The sequence below is a fragment of the Mycobacterium colombiense genome (assembly GCF_001672755.1).
Lineage (GTDB): Bacteria > Actinomycetota > Actinomycetes > Mycobacteriales > Mycobacteriaceae > Mycobacterium > Mycobacterium colombiense_C.
In genome coordinates this window covers 119,691-135,129 of the sequence record NZ_LZKI01000132.1, presented here as the reverse complement: position 1 = coordinate 135,129, position 15,439 = coordinate 119,691, and the positions used below count along the sequence as shown (strand labels likewise).

Here is a 15,439-nt window from a genome sequence, read left to right as displayed (position 1 = left end):
CGAGGCCTGACAACTATCCGAACATTGCGGTGCTGCTAAATACGCTGGGAGACAGCATATTACAACTCGGAGTCGTGTACCGGTGATCCCTGTATCCGATTCCGCCGCTAGGCGGTCAACGAGTTCTTGTGCGAGAGGCCGCGTTGTAGGGCCGCTGAGCGGCTCTGGGCGAAGGTCAGGGCCTCGTCGCATAGATCCTGTGGCAGGTGCAGGGGTATGCGGTGGCCGACGCGATGTCCCAACCATGCGTGAGCAGATCCGCCACACGAAGGGCCAACCGATGCGGCGGAATGCTGACGGCCGGAAAAATGCCCGCGGTTAGGCCACCCTTAGTTATCCTCGGGTCGGATCGGATTGCACGAACGCAGTCGTACTAGAGGGGTAACCAGGGGTGACCGAGACAACCACGCAGCCGGTGACGGGCGAATTCGACGATCGACCACCGGTGTCACTGCGAACGCGCGGCCGCTGGCTGCGGTGGGGACTGGTGTCGGTGTGGGGTCCGGGGCTGGTGGTGATGCTGGCCGACACCGACGCCGGATCGCTGATCACCGCGTCGCAGTCCGGTGCCCAATGGGGCTACCGGATGGTGCTGCCGCAGCTCATCTTGATGCCGGTCCTCTACGTCGTGCAGGAGATGACCGTCCGGCTGGGCATCGTCACCAAGCGCGGCCACGGCTCGTTGATCCGTGAGCGGTTCGGGCGCGGCTGGGCCTGGGTCTCGGCGTTCACCCTGTTCGCCTCGGCGATCGGGGCGTTGCTGACGGAATTCGCCGGCGTGGCCGGAGTCGGTGAGCTGTTCGGCGTCTCGCGATGGGTGAGCATTCCGGTCGCGACCGTCGCGCTGCTGGCGCTGGCGCTGACCGGCAGCTACCGGCGCGTCGAGCGCATCGGCCTCGTCGTCGGCGCGGCCGAACTGGCGTTCCTGGTTGCCATGGTGATGGCCCGGCCGGATCCGAAGGCGCTGGCGGACGGCCTGTCGTCGATGCCGCTGGGCAACTCGTCGTATCTGCTCTTGGTCGCGGCCAACGTCGGCGCGGTCATCATGCCGTGGATGATCTTCTACCAGCAGGGCGCGGTGGTCGATAAGCGGTTGTCGGAGAGCACGATTCGCCAGGCTCGCTACGACACCGCGTTCGGCGCGGTGCTGACCCAGCTGATCATGATCGCGGTGGTGATCACCATGGCCTCCACGATCGGCAAGCACGGTGGCGGGGCGGAGCTGGAGACGGTCGGCCAGATCGCCCAATCGCTGACCCCCTACCTGGGCCGCGTCGGCGGGACGGTGCTGTTCGGCCTGGGCATGCTGGGGGCGGCGCTGGTGGCCGCGATCGTCGCCTCGCTGGCCGGTGCATGGGGGCTCGCCGAGGTGTTCGGCTGGAAGCACACGCTCAACGAGCGGCCCAACCGCGCCACCGCCAAGTTCTACCTCACCTACGGGCTCGCCCACATCGTGGGCGCGGTGCTGGTGCTGGCCAGCGTCGACCTGGTCAACCTGGCCGTCGACGTCGAGGTGATGAACGCGCTGCTGCTGCCGATCGTGCTGGGCCTGCTGCTGGCGCTGGAGGCCAGGGCGCTGCCCGAGCAGTGGCGCATGCGGGGTCTGCACAAACACCTCACCCGCGCATTGTGTTTCGTGACCATCGGCTTCGGCCTCTACATGGCCCCGCAGGCGCTCGGCTTGTTCTGAGCGCGAGCCGACCTCAGAACCAGGGCCCGGGGTAGTGGCCGTCCTGGTCTTGCACCATGACGATCTCCTTGCACTCGCCGTTGGACCCCGGCGCGGTCTCGCCGCGGCACACCAGGGTCCATCCCGAGATCCGCTCGAAGGGGCGTAGCGACCAGTTCGGTGCGACGGGATCGGTTGCGGGCAAGGCGATTACGGAGAATGTCCCGCCGGTGCCGGTGATGTAGAGGTGGTCTTCGAAAAACGTCAGCTTGGCGATCGACATCTTGTTGGCGTCGTCTCGGCTCTTCTGGAGGTCCCACTGCTGGCTACGCAGGTTCCACACGCCGAAGCCGAATTGGGAGGTGTCCGAGGCGTGGCCGTCGACGAACAGTTTTCCATCGGACAGCGCCGCGGTCAGCCCGCCGCCGGAGATCCGGTCGGAATCGCCGATCTTGATGATGGACTTGGCGTTGAGATCGTAGAACATCGTCGACAGCACCGGGGGGTTGTACGAATCCCAGTGCGTGATCTTCACCAGTTTGTTTGGGCCGTCGGTTAATTCGGCGTCGACGGATTGCACGTCGTTGTCCTGGTAGATCGCTTCCCCGCTGGGCCGGCGCAGTTCGGCGCCGGATGTCTTGCCAGGTTCGGTGTTGCGCTGGAACGCCAGAACGTCCTGCCAGACCCGGCCGGGCTGCGGGTCGTTCCACATCATCGACAGGTCGCCGCCGGACAGGACCACGGTGCGCGGCGGCGATGCGGCGCCGTGGCCGTCGGTGAAGGCGTTGAGCCACGCCACACCCGAGGCCGTCGACGCCAGCCCCCAATCCTTCGGCGCGGCCGGCTTCAGGTCGGGGGCGGGCGGCTGCAGCTCCTTGGCGGCCACCTGCTGACCCGACTTGGAATCGAACACGTAGCCGGTGGTCGTGGTGACTTCGGGGGACGGGGCCTGCGCCGGCTTGACGGTCGTGACGACGTACACGACCTTCATGTCGTCGGCGGTGCCGGTCAGCGCGCAGAGGCCGCCGGTGAGGTTCTGCCCGGCCGGGATCGCGGGGATGGCGGGCGCGACGTATTGCCCGGTCTTCGGGTCGAAGATCTTCGGCCGGATGTCCTCGAGCGCCGTTTTGCCGGCCGAGAACTTCTCCGGGCAACCGAAGTACGCCGTTCCGCCGTAGCTTTTCCAATCCTTCTCCAGCGGGCCGGTGACCGGGGCGGGCGGGGGAGCCGCGTGGGCGCTGGTTTTCGAGACCGATGTCGACGTGGTGGGGGTGAGCGCCGGTGGCGCCGCGGTCTCCGAACAGGACGCGACGGCCAGGCAGCCGACCGACGCGACCGCGACACGCCTGAACAGGCGGTGCCGCATCGCATGCACCCAGGCTGCACGCATTGAAAACCCCCGTTAAGTTCGTGTAACCAAGGAGCGTAAAGCCGCCCCGATGCGACCGCGACTCGGGCACTTGGCGGCATTGTCACATGAGGAGCCGGGGATACCTACCGGTCGAACTCGATGGGCAGGCTCTTCGGCCCGCTCAGGCTCACCATCGGCTTCCACGGCGCCGGCCCGGCCATGCGCGGGTTCCGCAGCCGGTTCGCCAGGACGTTCAGCGCTTCGGCGATCTCCCGCCTGGCCAGGTTGGCGCCCAGGCAGTAATGCACGCCGCCGCCGAAGGTCAGGATCGGTGGTGCTGCATCGCGGGTGATGTCGACCCGGTCGGGGTCGTCATACACCGCCGGATCGCGGTTGGCCGCAAAGGTATTCATCAACACCGCGGTGCCGGCGGGGAACGAGTAGCCGTCGAGCTCGGCATCTTCGACCACCAGGCGCAGGGTTCCGCACGCGATCGGCGAGTGCCGCATGGTCTCCTCGACGGCACGCATCGCCAGCTCGGGCCGCCGCCGCAGCAGCTCCCACTGCTCCGGGTGTTCGCACAGCACCTGCACCGAGGCGGCCACCTGGTTGCGGGTGGTGTCCGTCCCCGCCAGCAGCAGGCCGCCGGCCAGCATGCGCAGCTCGGCGGCATCCAGGCGGTCGCCCTCGTCCCCGGCGCGAATCAGGTCGGAAAGCAGGTCGTCGGTCAAACTGTGCCGGCGGCGCTCGACCATCTCGTCGACGTAGTCGTCGAGCTCGCGCCACGCGCGCATCACGACCGGCTCGACCGCGCGGAGGTCGACGGTGAAGCTGAAGGCTTTGAACACGTCGTCGGCCCACAACGAGAACTGTTGCCAATCCTCGCGGGGTGCGCCGAGCAGCGCACAGATGATCGGCACGGGGTAGGGGCGCGCGATGTCGGTGACGACGTCGCACTGGCCCGCGCCGGCCACCTGATCGACCAGCTCGTTCATCACGCCGGTCATGGTGTCGTGCAGGCGGGCGACCGTTCGCGGGGTGAACGCCTTGGAGCACAGGCTGCGCAGTCGATGGTGCGCGTCGCCCTCCAGGCACAGCAGGCTGTTGGCGACCTTGTCCCACAGCGGGCCCGAGTCGATGCCCTGGGCGAGCAGGTTGATGCCGGGCGGAATCTGGAATCGGGGATCGCGAAGGACGGAACGGACCAGGCGGTAGGAGAGCACCTCGGGCCCGTGGGGTCCCATCGCGACGGGGGCCTGGCGCTGCGCCTCCCGCAGCCGCGGATAGACCTGCGCGGGTGTTTCCTCGGGGTCGTAGCAAAGCGTCGGCAGGTCAGCCTCGAAAACGCTTGGGGGAGCGGCACCGACGGTCATGACGGTCTCCTTGGTTCCGCAGAAGGCTGCGGACGACTTTCAAACAATGTATGGCCGCCCCAGGGGAGTGTCAACGATATCGCCCAGCACTCGGCGCGAGCGCCATACACGCGAGGGAAAATGCATTGCCGCAGTGCCCTCGTCGCTCAATCGTGCGCGCGCAGCCGCACCATCCGCGTCGTCGACGTCTCGTCCAGCTCGACGACATCGGAGCGTGAACGCAGGAAGTCGCTGAATGAGCGGAACCCCAAAGACCTTTCGCTGAACGACGGGTCCATCCGCTTCATCTGCGCCTTGACGGCCGAGTTGTGCAGCCAGTCGACGTCGTCTTTCTCCAAGCCGATCCGCAGGGCACGCGTCAGCAGCGCGGTGGCGGCGGCCTGCGGGTCGGGCTGCTCGTCGGGCTCGTCCGGCTTGGCCGACTTGGCACGGGTGGCCCGTTTCTTCGGCTTGGCCGCCTCCGCGTCGGCGGGCGCCGGTTCGGGTACCGGAACGCCGGGCAACGCGTCGTAGATGACGAACTCGTCGCAGGCGGCCGCGAGCGCGCGGCTCGACGCGCCGGCCACCCCGATGCCCACCACGTACCGGCCGAGCCTCTTGCAGCGCTGGGCCAACGGAATGTAGTCGGAGTCACCGGCCACGATCACCACGTGGGTCAGGTCGGGCAGCCGGAACATGTCCTCGACCGCGTCCACGGCCAGCCGGATGTCGGCGCCGTTCTTGCCGTAGGCCGCCGCCGGGAACAGTTGCACCAGGTCGACCGCGCGGGCCACCAGCTGCCCGCGATACCCGGCGTTGATATCCGCCGACCAGTCGGCGTAGGCGCGGGTGAGCACCAGGGTCCCGAAGGACGAGGCGAAGTCGAGGATCGCGGCGACGTCGACCGTCGCCCGTTCTAGCCGGTCGGCGTGCTGCTCGAGCCCCTTGGCCTTGTCCCGTTGGAACGAATTCCGCCCGTTGGTCTGGTCGTAGCGGGAGATCACGATGTTGTCGAAGTCGAGGTAGACGGCCACTCGGGTCGCAACCGGTTCGGTCATGCCTTCGATCATTGCTGAGCAGGACCAAAGCGGGTACCCAGCCCCACATGAATGAGGTGAAGGTTCTCGAACTGCACGGCGATCGCATCGCCTACCGCGACGAGGGTGACGGCGAGGTGCTGCTGCTCATCCACGGGATGGCGGGCAGTTCGGAGACGTGGCGGTCGGTGATCCCGCCGCTGTCGAAGAAATTCCGCGTCATCGCGCCGGACCTGCTCGGCCACGGCGAGTCGGCGAAACCCCGCACGGACTACTCGCTGGGCGCGTTCGCGGTCTGGCTTCGTGATTTCCTCGACGAGCTCGGCGTCAGCCACGCCACCGTCGTCGGTCACTCGCTCGGTGGTGGCGTCGCGATGCAGTTCGTCTACCAGCACCCCGACTACGCCCAGCGGCTGATCCTGATCAGCAGCGGCGGCCTGGGTCCCGACGTCGGCTGGGTGTTGCGGCTGCTCTCGGCGCCCGGCGCGGAGCTGGTGTTGCCGATCATCGCCCCGCCGCCCGTGCTGTCCGTCGGCAACAAGCTGCGGTCCTGGATGAAGGGCGCCGGCATCCGTTCGCCCCGCGGCGCCGAGCTGTGGAGCGCCTACTCGTCGTTGTCGGATGGCCAGACACGGCAGTCGTTCCTGCGGACGCTGCGATCGGTCGTGGACTACCGCGGGCAGGCGGTCAGCGCGCTCAACAGGCTGCGGTTGCGCGCGGATCTGCCGGTGATGGCGATCTGGGGCGAGCGCGACGGCATCATTCCCGTCGACCACGCCTACGCCGCGCACGAAGCACGCACCGACGCGAGACTCGAGGTGTTGCCCGACGTCGGCCACTTCGCGCAGGTCGAGGCGCCCGAGCGGGTGGTGGAGTTGATCGAGGACTTCATCGCCACGGGCGAGCGCCGCGACGCGCAGAGCCCGCAGCCGTTCGGGCCGAGCTAGCGCGCCGCCAAGCAAATCTTCAGCGCGACGCGGGGCTGGCTGTCCTGACGCTTTCGCGCCCACCAAGATTGGTGGCCGCGGTGATGACTGCACGCTCGATCTGGCGCAGCGCGTGCACCGCGGTGAGGAAGCGCCCTGTGTCCGGGCTGGTGTTGCCGCGACCGTTGCCGTCCTGTTGCCGGGCCACCGTCTCGGCGGCGTCGAGCTCGTCCGTCGCCGAGACGAGGGTCGGCGCGTGGCCGCCATCGATGGCTTCCTGCAACGCGTCGATGTTGCGTCGCGTCTGGGCTGCGGCCGCCGAAAACGCCTCGGCCAGCGAGGGTGACCCGACGGGATCCTGGTACTGCTCGGCGCTGCGCGCCAGGCTCCGGCCGTAACGGTCGCAGGCGGTGAAGATCCGCAGCGCGCGCCGGATGCTGCGCCGGCCGGCGAGGCCGGCGACGCCGGCCAGCAACGGTTTGGCGGTGACGCGGAACTGCTGCAGGTCCCGATCGAGCTGACGCGCCTGCTCCGACGGGCTTGCGCTGTCCTCCTCACCGAACATGGTCGCGGTGGAGATTTCGATCAGGGCGGACAGGCTCGTCAAGAAGGCACGGGTGTCGCTGCGGATCGCCGTTCTGGTGTTGGTCGGCAGCACCACGACCGCGACGGTCGCCCCGATGATCGCACCGATCGCGGTCTCTTCGATCCGCAACATCAGCACGCCGAACGAGAACTGGCCGAGCAGTCCGTAGAGCAGCGCCAGCATCGTGGTGATCCAGAAGGTCATCAGGCTGTACGTGACCGTCATGAAGTAGAAGGCGCAGAACAGACACACGAAAATGCCGGCCAGCGCGGCGGTCTTGTGGCCGGTCAGCAGCGTGGCCACCAGCACGCCGCACGGCACGCCGAGCATCGTCCCGAGCAGGCGTTGCCAGCCCTTGGTCAGGGTTTCGCCCCACGAGTTGGTGCCGGCGAAGATGACGAACGCCGCGATCACCGCCCAATACCACCGAGCAGGCGAGACCAGCTCGCCGACGACGATGGCCAGGGATGCGGCGACCGAAACCTGGATGGCCTGCCGGGTGGTCGGCCGCAGCCCGGCGGCCGGCTCGTCCGCGGCGGCCTCGTCCGGGACGGCGTCCTCGGCCGGCTGGGGGCGCTCGCCGTCGCCGTCGTCGAGGGGCAGGCCGGTGGCCACGCGGTCGACGATCGCCCGCACGTCTGACGTCGCCGACGCGGCGTTGATGATCGCCAGCGCCAGGCGGCGCACGGCCGCGCTGCCCTCGTCATCGCCCGCCTGGTCCGCAGCGGGCTCGCGCTGCTCATCGAGCAGCCGCTGTGCGCGGTCGGCGGCCCGGCGCAGCCCGTCGGGTTCCGGAATCCGGATGGCCCGCGACAGTTCGGTAAGCGCGTCGACGAGCGCGACCCGGGTGGGCGCGGGCATGGAATCGGGGTTCTCGCAAGCGATGACGGCCGCCCGCCGGCCGGCGGTGGCGACCCATTCGATGGCCAGCTCCGCGTCCAGCAGCCAGGGCGCGAGTCGTTCCGCGGTGACACCGGGCCACAGGGTGCCGGGGTCGGCCTTGTCCTCGATCTGGCTCTGCACCATCAGGGCGGTCTCGTTGAGCCGGATGGTGCGGACCCGCATGCGGCGCCGCCGCCGCTCGTCGAGGCGGCCCGTGCGCACCGCCTCGGCGGTGGTGTCGAGGACGATCGCCATCCGGGCGCGCAACGCCCGAATGGTGGCACGCAGCACCCGCTCAGGCCGATCGGGCATGACGTAGCTGCTCATCACGTACGTGCACACGGTGCCCACCGCGACCGCCCCGATCATCCAGGGCAGCTCCGCGAGGCGGGCGTGCAGATACAGCGTGAAGAAGTAGGACATGAACGCGACCCTGCCCAGCGCCCTGCCCCGCGCCCCGTAGCGCCGGATGTATGCCGCGGTGAACACGACCATCACGAAGACGGCGTCGCTGACCACCGTGTGCGGCGCCAGCAGCGCGGCGGCGGTGATGGACGCCGCGGCGTGAAGGGGCAGCAGCGCCATGGTGATCCGCTGCTGGTGCGGGTCGGGCTCGTTGACGGATCGGGACGCGACCATGGTGATGACGACGCCCAGCAGGGCAACGGTCAGCGGCTGACCCGTCGCCCTGGTGAGGATGAAGAGCGCCAGCAGGGACAGGCCGAGCGCTGCCGTCGTCCGAGTGGCCATTCGCAGCCGAAGCAAGCCAGGATCGGAGCCGATCACCCAGTTGCGGGCGCGTTCGTAAAGAACAGTTATCGGGAGACCGCCTCTCTTGCGTTTAGTCAACATGGTTACCCGAACCGCGACCCGGCGACCAAGCTAGTCTTCGACATCGTGACTGCGCCGATGCTCGCGAAGCTGGCTGACGGTCGTGACCTGCTGTTCTTCGCGCTGCCCGGGCATCGTCCGGCGCCGGTCGAGGACCGCAGGCCGCTGCCGGTGCGGGATCCCGCCGCGCAGTCGCAGTTGCGGTTCGACCGGTCCACCGGGCAGTGGGTGATCGTCGCGGCGCAGCGCCAGGACCGCACCTACAAGCCGCCGCCGGAGGCGTGCCCGCTGTGCCCGGGCCCGACCGGACTGACCAGTGAGGTGCCCGCCCCCGACTACGACGTCGTCGTGTTCGAGAACCGATTCCCCAGCCTGTCCGGCGCGCTGCCGTCGCTGCCCGCCTCGGCGCCCGTGCCCGCCGAGGACGGTTTCGTGACAGCGCCCGGGCACGGCCGCTGCGAGGTGATCTGCTTCTCCGCCGACCACACCGGGTCCGTCGCCCAGCTGGAACCGGCGCACGCACGACTGGTCGTCGAGGCGTGGCGGCATCGCACCGCCGACCTGATGGCCAGGCCCGGCATCGAGCAGGTGTTCTGTTTCGAGAATCGCGGTGAGGAAATCGGGGTGACGTTGACTCATCCGCACGGGCAGATCTACGGCTATCCCTATCTCACGCCGCGCACCGCCACCATGCTGGAGCAGGCTCGTCAACATCGAAACCGGCACGACCGCAACCTGTTCGGCGACCTGCTCGCCCGTGAGGTCGCCGATGGCAGTCGCATCGTCGCGCGCAACGAGCTGTTCACCGCGTTCGTGCCGTTCGCGGCGCGCTGGCCGGTGGAGGCGCACATCTACCCGAACCGGTTCGTGCGCAACCTGACCGAGCTCGACGAGGACGAGATGGACGCGTTCGTGGGCGTCTACCTCGACGTGCTCGGGCGGTTCGACCGGATGTATTCCACGCCGCTGCCCTACATTTCGGCGCTGCACCAGTACGCCGACACGGCGGCCCAGGCCGAGGGCTACTTCCACGTCGAATTGATGTCCATCCGGCGCAGCGCCACCAAGCTCAAGTACCTGGCGGCCTCCGAATCGGCGATGGACGCCTTCATCGGCGACGTCACGCCGGAGAGCGTGGCCCAGCGGCTACGGGAACTGCGATGACGATCCGCTACGCCGCACCCGGGCGGATCAACCTGATCGGCGAACACACCGACTACAACCTGGGTTTCGCGCTTCCGATCGCGTTACCGCAGCGCACGGTCGCGACGTTCACGCCCGCCGACGGCGACGCGATCACCGTGGTCAGCGACCGCGCGGACACCCCGGTGCGCGTCCGGATCGGCACCGCTCCCGGTGAGGTGACCGGCTGGGCGGCCTATGTGGCCGGGGTGGTGTGGGCACTGCGCCAGGCCGGCCACCCGGTGCCCGGCGGCACCATGTCGATCACCAGCGACGTGGAGATGGGATCGGGCCTGTCGTCCTCGGCGGCACTGGAGTGCGCGGCGCTGGGCGCGATCGCCTCGGCCGCCGGCGTCCGCATCGACGTCACGGAGCAGGCCCGGCTGGCCCAGCGGGCCGAGAACGAGTACGTGGGCGCGCCAACGGGTTTGCTCGACCAGCTCGCCGCGCTTTTCGGCCGGGACGCGACGGCGGTGCTGATCGACTTCGCCGACCTGACCGTCACGCCGGTGGAATTCGACCCGGAGCCCGCGGGCGTCGCGTTGCTGCTGATCGACTCCCGGGAGCGGCACAGCCACGCGGGCGGCGACTACGCGGCGCGTCGCGCGTCCTGCGAGCGGGCCGCCGCCGACTTGGCGGCGTCGTCGCTGCGCGCGGCCGCCGATCGCGGGCCGGCCGACCTGTCCGCCGTGCGTGACCCCGTCGACGCCCGCCGCGCCCGTCACGTGCTCAGCGAAAATCAGCGAGTCATCGACTGCGTTGCGGCGCTGCGACATTCGGACTACCCCGAAGCCGGGCGAATTTTCACCGCCTCGCACGCCTCCATGCGCGACGATTTCGGAATCACCACCGAACGCATCGACCTGATCGCCGACACCGCGGTGTGCGCGGGCGCGCTGGGGGCGCGGATGACCGGCGGCGGCTTCGGCGGCTGCGTGATCACCCTGGTGCCGCTGGACCGTACCGAGAAGGTCGGCGAGGCGGTGCAGCGCGCCGTGATCGACGCCGGTTTCGAGCGGCCGACCGTCACCCGGACCCGCGCGGCCGCGGGCGCGGGGCTGGTGTGAGGGAGCGACATCCACGGCGAGCGCGGCGAATGCTGCTGACCGGCGCCTGAACTTACTTGCCCGGCAATTTCGTCATTCTGCCGATGACCACTGGTCATTAAATGTAACGTGAACCCCCATGGGGGTATCTCACTCCTGCATGTGCAGTGCGGGTTTTCCCGTCCAGGCAGTAGCGATTGGCGTGCCATCGCTACCGATGCCCGCCGCCGATTCCATCGCCCTCGACGCGAAACGTTCGCCGTGGCTTGGAAACTAGAAGGCCAAGCCGCAGCGATCGAGCGGGGCCTGGCGGGCGCCACCCCGCAATGCGCGGGCTGGTTCCGCTTCTACTTCGAAGGTCACCGCTGGGTGTGGTCCGACCAGGTCCAGCGCATGCACGGGTATGAACCCGGCACGGTGACACCCACCACCGAGCTGGTGCTGTCGCACAAGCATCCGGCCGATCGTCCCCAGGTGACCGACGGCATCAACGACATGATCCGGCGTCGTCAGGCTTTCTCCACGCGGCATCGCATCGTGGACACCGGTGGAATGATCCATCACGTCCTCGTGGTGGGCGACCCGTTCTGCGATGACGGCGGGAAAGTCGTCGGCACCCACGGCTTCTACATCGAACTCGCGCCCGCGCCCGCCCGCGCCAGGGAAGACTCCATCAGCGCCAAGGTCGCCGAAATCGCCGGGCGCCGTGGCGTGATCGACCGCACCAAAGGCATGCTGATGCTGATCTACGGCATCGACGAGGACGCCGCGTTCAACATGCTCAAGACGCTGTCCCAGTCGGGAAACATAAGGCTCGGACTGCTCGCCCAACGGATCGCCGATGACTTCGCGGCGCTGGGCAAAGAGGTGATCACCGCGCGCTCGCGCTTCGACCAGCGCCTGCGTGAAGCGCACCTGCGGCCGCCCGGCACCGGCGACGACGGCGGCTGAGCGGGCGCGATTCTATTCCGCCGGACTCAGCCGGACCGCACCCAGATGCAGCCGACCGACCGCCTCGGCGAACTCGTCGCGTGTCGGTATGCGCTGGTCGCGAAACTTCAGCCCGATCATGCGTTGTGCGCGCTGAACTCCGTAGGACTCGGCGCAGCGCAACAACAGTTCCGACACGACGCCTCGGTCGCGGATCAGCTCACCGCGCATCGGCGTCGACTTGCCGTCGTACACCACCTGGACCGGCCCGCCGTCGCGGAAGTTCTGCTTCCACGGGTTTCCGGTCAATGCGTAAAGCTGGCCGTCAATCAGGTGAGCGCTCAACGGAATTGAATACGGCCGTCCCGTCTTGCGCCCGGTGAAGCTCAACACCATGAACTGATTGCGGGCGAGACCGGCCAGCGGACTGCGCAGCAGGAATCTCATCACCGGATTGACCAGACGCATCAGCGCCGATGGTGGATGCCCGGCGTCCACCGCATACGACTGCTCTGTCATGCGTTTACCGTAGAGCCAACCGGGCCCGGCGGCCTGGAAACTCAGCGGCTGATACGTGCCGCCCACCTGCCAGGCCCGGAAACCACCGAGCGTGGACGCGGAGCCGTCCGGCGATGGTGTACTTGGCTTTCGCCGCCGGTGGCGCGCTCGTTTGCGACGACGTTGCCGAGGCCGTCGACGTCGTCGCCGAAGGGGACGTCGACGTTTTTCACCGGATTTGTGGTCGCGGCCGCAACCGACTTAGCGCTACACTCAGCGCCACAGAAATGGTTGCTAGAGTCAAATATCTCATCGCTCCGATCTCCCGAAATTGGGCCGTTACCAGTGCCAGCCATGCTGCGCACGACAGTCACCGAAGGGGATCGACAGTTTGCCGAGATCTTTTGGACTTTTGGCCGGCTTCGCCGTCGGCCGCCAATCGTTATCCGATTCGTGGGCCAAAACGCCACTCGAATACGCCGCTATGCAGTCGTTTTCCAGTATTAGACAGGTATGCGGTCGCGACGGGCCCTCATCGCGGTCATCGCGGCGTCGGCCGTCTTCATGGTCTTCATCGCGGCGGCCCCGCCGAGGGGATACGACGGTCCGCCCCTGTTCGTGGCCAACCCCGTGGACCACGTCGTGACCCTTATCGGCACCGGGACGGGCGGCGAGACGGTGGGGGAGATCAACAACTTCCCCGGCGCCACCGTGCCGTTCGGGATGGTGCAGTACTCGCCCGACACCGTCGGCAATTACGCCGGCTACAACTACGACAACCCGCGCGCAAGCGGATTCAGCATGACCCACGCCTCGGTGGGATGCGCTGCCTTCGGCGACATCTCGATGCTGCCGGTCACCGGCGAAATCGCCTTGCAACCCTGGAACGCCACCGAGAGGATCGCCCACGACGACACCGAGCAGGGCATGCCCGGCTACTACACCGTGCGCTTCCCCGGCACCGGGGTGAAGGCGGAACTCACCGCCACCGCGCACACGGGGGTAGGCCGTTTCAGCTACCCGCGCAACGGACGGCCCGCGCTGCTTCAGGTGCGCTCCGGCTCGTCGCTGGCGGGCAACTCCCGCGCGACCATTCAGATCGGGGAGGACAACACCACCATCACCGGCTGGGCCACCAGCGGTGGGTTCTGCGACAAACCGAACGCCTACACCGTGTACTTCGCGATGAAGTTCAGCCAGCCCTTCACCTCGTACGGATCCTGGGACGGCAGTGCGGTTCACGCCGGCGCCCGCAGCGCGAACGCGCCGTACAGCGGCGGGTATGTGGAGTTCCCCCCCGGGTCGACGCTGCAGGTGCAGACCGCCATCTCCTACGTCGGCATCGAGGGGGCGCGGGCGAATCTGGCGGCCGAGGGCGCGGCGGGCTTCGACGACGTTCGCGGGGCCGCGTCGAGGGAATGGAACGCCGCGTTGTCGCGCGTGTCGGTCGCCGGCCGCAACGTCGACGATCTGACCACCTTTTACACCGCCCTGTATCGATCGCTGTTGCACCCCAACATGTTCAACGACGCCGACGGCCGCTACGTCGGGTTCGACGGCTCCATCCACACGGTTGCCGCCGGCCACACGCAATATGCCAACTTCTCCGACTGGGACACCTACCGGTGCCTGGCAGCGCTGCAGGCGTTGCTGTTCCCGGAGCGGGCCGGCGACATGGCCCAATCGCTGGTGAACGACGCCGAGCAGAGCGGCGCGCTGCCCCGGTGGGCGTTCGCCAACGCCGCGACCGGCGAGATGAGCGGGGACAGCGTGGTACCGCTGATCGTTAACCTGAACACCTTCGGCGCCAACGACTTCGACACCAAAGCGGCGTTGCGCTACATGGTGGACGGGGCGACCAAAGGCGGTGTGGGCCTGGGTGGTTACGTGGAGCGCCGCGGCATCGCCACCTACCAGCGGCTCGGTTATGCGCCGTTCACACTGGAATTCGGCCGCAACGGCTGGATCGCCGACGCGTCGATCACCCTCGAGTGGTCGCTGGACGACTTCGCCATTTCCCGGTTCGCCGACTCGCTGGGCGATGCCGCGACCGCCACCGAATTCGCGAACCGGACGCAGTACTGGCAGAACCTGTTCAACCCGACCACCCGGTACATCCTGCCGCGCAGCTGGACCGGCTACTTCCGGCGTGGTCCCGGGTTTGTGGTGGTCCCGGAAAACTTCGGCCAGGTGGGGTATGACGAGGGCAACGCCGAACAGTACGTCTGGTCGGTGCCGCACAATGTCGCGGGACTGGTGACCGCGCTGGGCGGGCGCGCGGCCGTGGCCGACCGGCTCGACCGCTTCACCGAGAAGCTCAACGTCGGACCCAACCAGCCCTACCTGTGGGCCGGCAACGAACCGAGTTTCGGTGTGCCGTGGCTGTACAACTACATCGGCCAACCGTGGAAGACGCAGCGCACGGTCGATCGGGTGCGCGGGCTCTTCGCTCCCACCGCCGACGGCGAGCCGGGCAACGACGACCTGGGGGCGCTGGCCAGCTGGTACGTCTGGGCCGCGCTGGGCCTGTACCCGGCCACCCCCGGAACGCCGATCCTCACCGTGGGCGCACCGCTGTTCGACCGAATCGAAATCGCGCTGCCCGCAAACAAATCCATCCGGATCGCCGCCCCAGGCGCCTCGGGACCGCACCACCTCAAATACATCAGCGGGCTGAAGATCGACGGCCAGGCCACCGACCGCACCTCGCTGCCCGAGTCGATCATCCGCACCGGCGGCACACTGGCCTTCTCGCTGGCCGCCTATCCCGACAAGCATTGGGGCACAGCGGAAGCGGATGCCCCCCCGTCGTTCGGGGCGGGCAGTTCGGCGGTGGCCGTCAACGTCGATCAGCCCGTCGTCACGATCGCGCCCGGCCACACGGGCAGCGTCACCCTCGATGCGCAACGCATGACCGACGGCGCCGACGGCTACGCCATCACGGGCACCTCGTCGGATGTCGGGATCGGCGTGAAGCCGGCGTCGGGCCGATTCACCGCCGACGGATCGGCCAGCGTCACCGTCCCGATCACCGTCGCGCAGTCGGTGCCCGAGGACTACTACCTGGTGTCTCTGACCACCACGGTCGGCCAAAGCGTGCGCACCTCAACGGTTCTCGTGGTCGCGCAGACCGAATCCGAAAACTAGGT

At 68.2% G+C, this 15,439-nt stretch carries 11 protein-coding genes and 1 pseudogene; 6 read left to right on the top strand and 6 right to left on the bottom strand.

Features of this window, described 5'->3' with window-relative positions; genetic code table 11:
* Window positions 1-391: 391 nt before the first annotated feature.
* Window positions 392-1,690 carry an NRAMP family divalent metal transporter gene (locus A5708_RS18545; RefSeq protein WP_065030008.1) on the top strand — a complete coding sequence of 433 codons (1,299 nt, stop codon included), beginning with the start codon at window positions 392-394 and terminating at the stop codon, window positions 1,688-1,690.
* Window positions 1,691-1,703: 13 nt separating this feature from the next.
* Here A5708_RS18545 and A5708_RS18540 read toward each other — a convergent pair whose 3' ends face one another.
* From A5708_RS18540 to A5708_RS18530, 3 genes are all read right to left on the bottom strand, one after another.
* Window positions 1,704-3,059 (bottom strand): hypothetical protein, encoded by a 1,356-nt coding sequence (locus A5708_RS18540; RefSeq protein WP_065030007.1) that lies wholly within the window; start codon window positions 3,057-3,059, stop codon window positions 1,704-1,706.
* A 104-nt stretch (window positions 3,060-3,163) separates the two neighbouring features.
* Window positions 3,164-4,393, bottom strand: a complete 1,230-nt coding sequence (locus tag A5708_RS18535) for a cytochrome P450 (RefSeq protein ID WP_065030006.1) — start codon at window positions 4,391-4,393, stop codon at window positions 3,164-3,166.
* Window positions 4,394-4,539: 146 nt separating this feature from the next.
* Window positions 4,540-5,442: an NYN domain-containing protein gene (locus A5708_RS18530; protein ID WP_065030005.1), complete on the bottom strand. Its 903-nt coding sequence runs from the start codon at window positions 5,440-5,442 to the stop codon at window positions 4,540-4,542.
* A gap of 35 nt (window positions 5,443-5,477) precedes the next feature.
* Here A5708_RS18530 and A5708_RS18525 point away from each other — a divergent pair, with 35 nt between their 5' ends.
* Window positions 5,478-6,356: an alpha/beta fold hydrolase gene (locus A5708_RS18525; RefSeq protein ID WP_065030004.1), complete on the top strand. Its 879-nt coding sequence runs from the start codon at window positions 5,478-5,480 to the stop codon at window positions 6,354-6,356.
* 19 nt (window positions 6,357-6,375) lie between these two features.
* On the opposite strand, the gene A5708_RS18520 is transcribed toward A5708_RS18525, so the two are convergent.
* Window positions 6,376-8,589 carry an FUSC family protein gene (locus tag A5708_RS18520; RefSeq protein WP_065030003.1) on the bottom strand — a complete coding sequence of 738 codons (2,214 nt, stop codon included), beginning with the start codon at window positions 8,587-8,589 and terminating at the stop codon, window positions 6,376-6,378.
* A gap of 123 nt (window positions 8,590-8,712) precedes the next feature.
* Here A5708_RS18520 and galT point away from each other — a divergent pair, with 123 nt between their 5' ends.
* From galT to A5708_RS18505, 3 genes are all read left to right on the top strand, one after another.
* Window positions 8,713-9,798 (top strand): galactose-1-phosphate uridylyltransferase, encoded by a 1,086-nt coding sequence (gene galT, locus A5708_RS18515; RefSeq protein WP_065030002.1) that lies wholly within the window; start codon window positions 8,713-8,715, stop codon window positions 9,796-9,798.
* Window positions 9,795-10,883: a galactokinase gene (locus tag A5708_RS18510; RefSeq protein WP_065030001.1), complete on the top strand. Its 1,089-nt coding sequence runs from the start codon at window positions 9,795-9,797 to the stop codon at window positions 10,881-10,883. Before galT ends, A5708_RS18510 begins: the two co-directional genes overlap by 4 nt.
* Before the next feature lie 240 nt (window positions 10,884-11,123).
* A complete protein-coding gene (locus A5708_RS18505) occupies window positions 11,124-11,813 on the top strand; it encodes a PAS and ANTAR domain-containing protein (protein ID WP_065030000.1) in 690 nt (229 codons plus the stop codon).
* A 12-nt stretch (window positions 11,814-11,825) separates the two neighbouring features.
* Here A5708_RS18505 and A5708_RS18500 read toward each other — a convergent pair whose 3' ends face one another.
* Both A5708_RS18500 and A5708_RS28020 read right to left on the bottom strand, forming a co-directional pair.
* The gene (locus A5708_RS18500; protein ID WP_065030072.1) at window positions 11,826-12,311 is read right to left on the bottom strand and encodes a hypothetical protein; all 486 of its coding nucleotides are present in this window, start codon (window positions 12,309-12,311) and stop codon (window positions 11,826-11,828) included.
* A 109-nt stretch (window positions 12,312-12,420) separates the two neighbouring features.
* A pseudogene (locus tag A5708_RS28020) lies at window positions 12,421-12,603 on the bottom strand (hypothetical protein); the annotation flags it as partial.
* Window positions 12,604-12,803: 200 nt separating this feature from the next.
* Here A5708_RS28020 and A5708_RS18495 point away from each other — a divergent pair.
* Entirely contained in the window at window positions 12,804-15,437 is a 2,634-nt protein-coding gene (locus A5708_RS18495) for a GH92 family glycosyl hydrolase (RefSeq protein WP_065029999.1), read from the top strand.
* Window positions 15,438-15,439 lie beyond the last annotated feature (2 nt).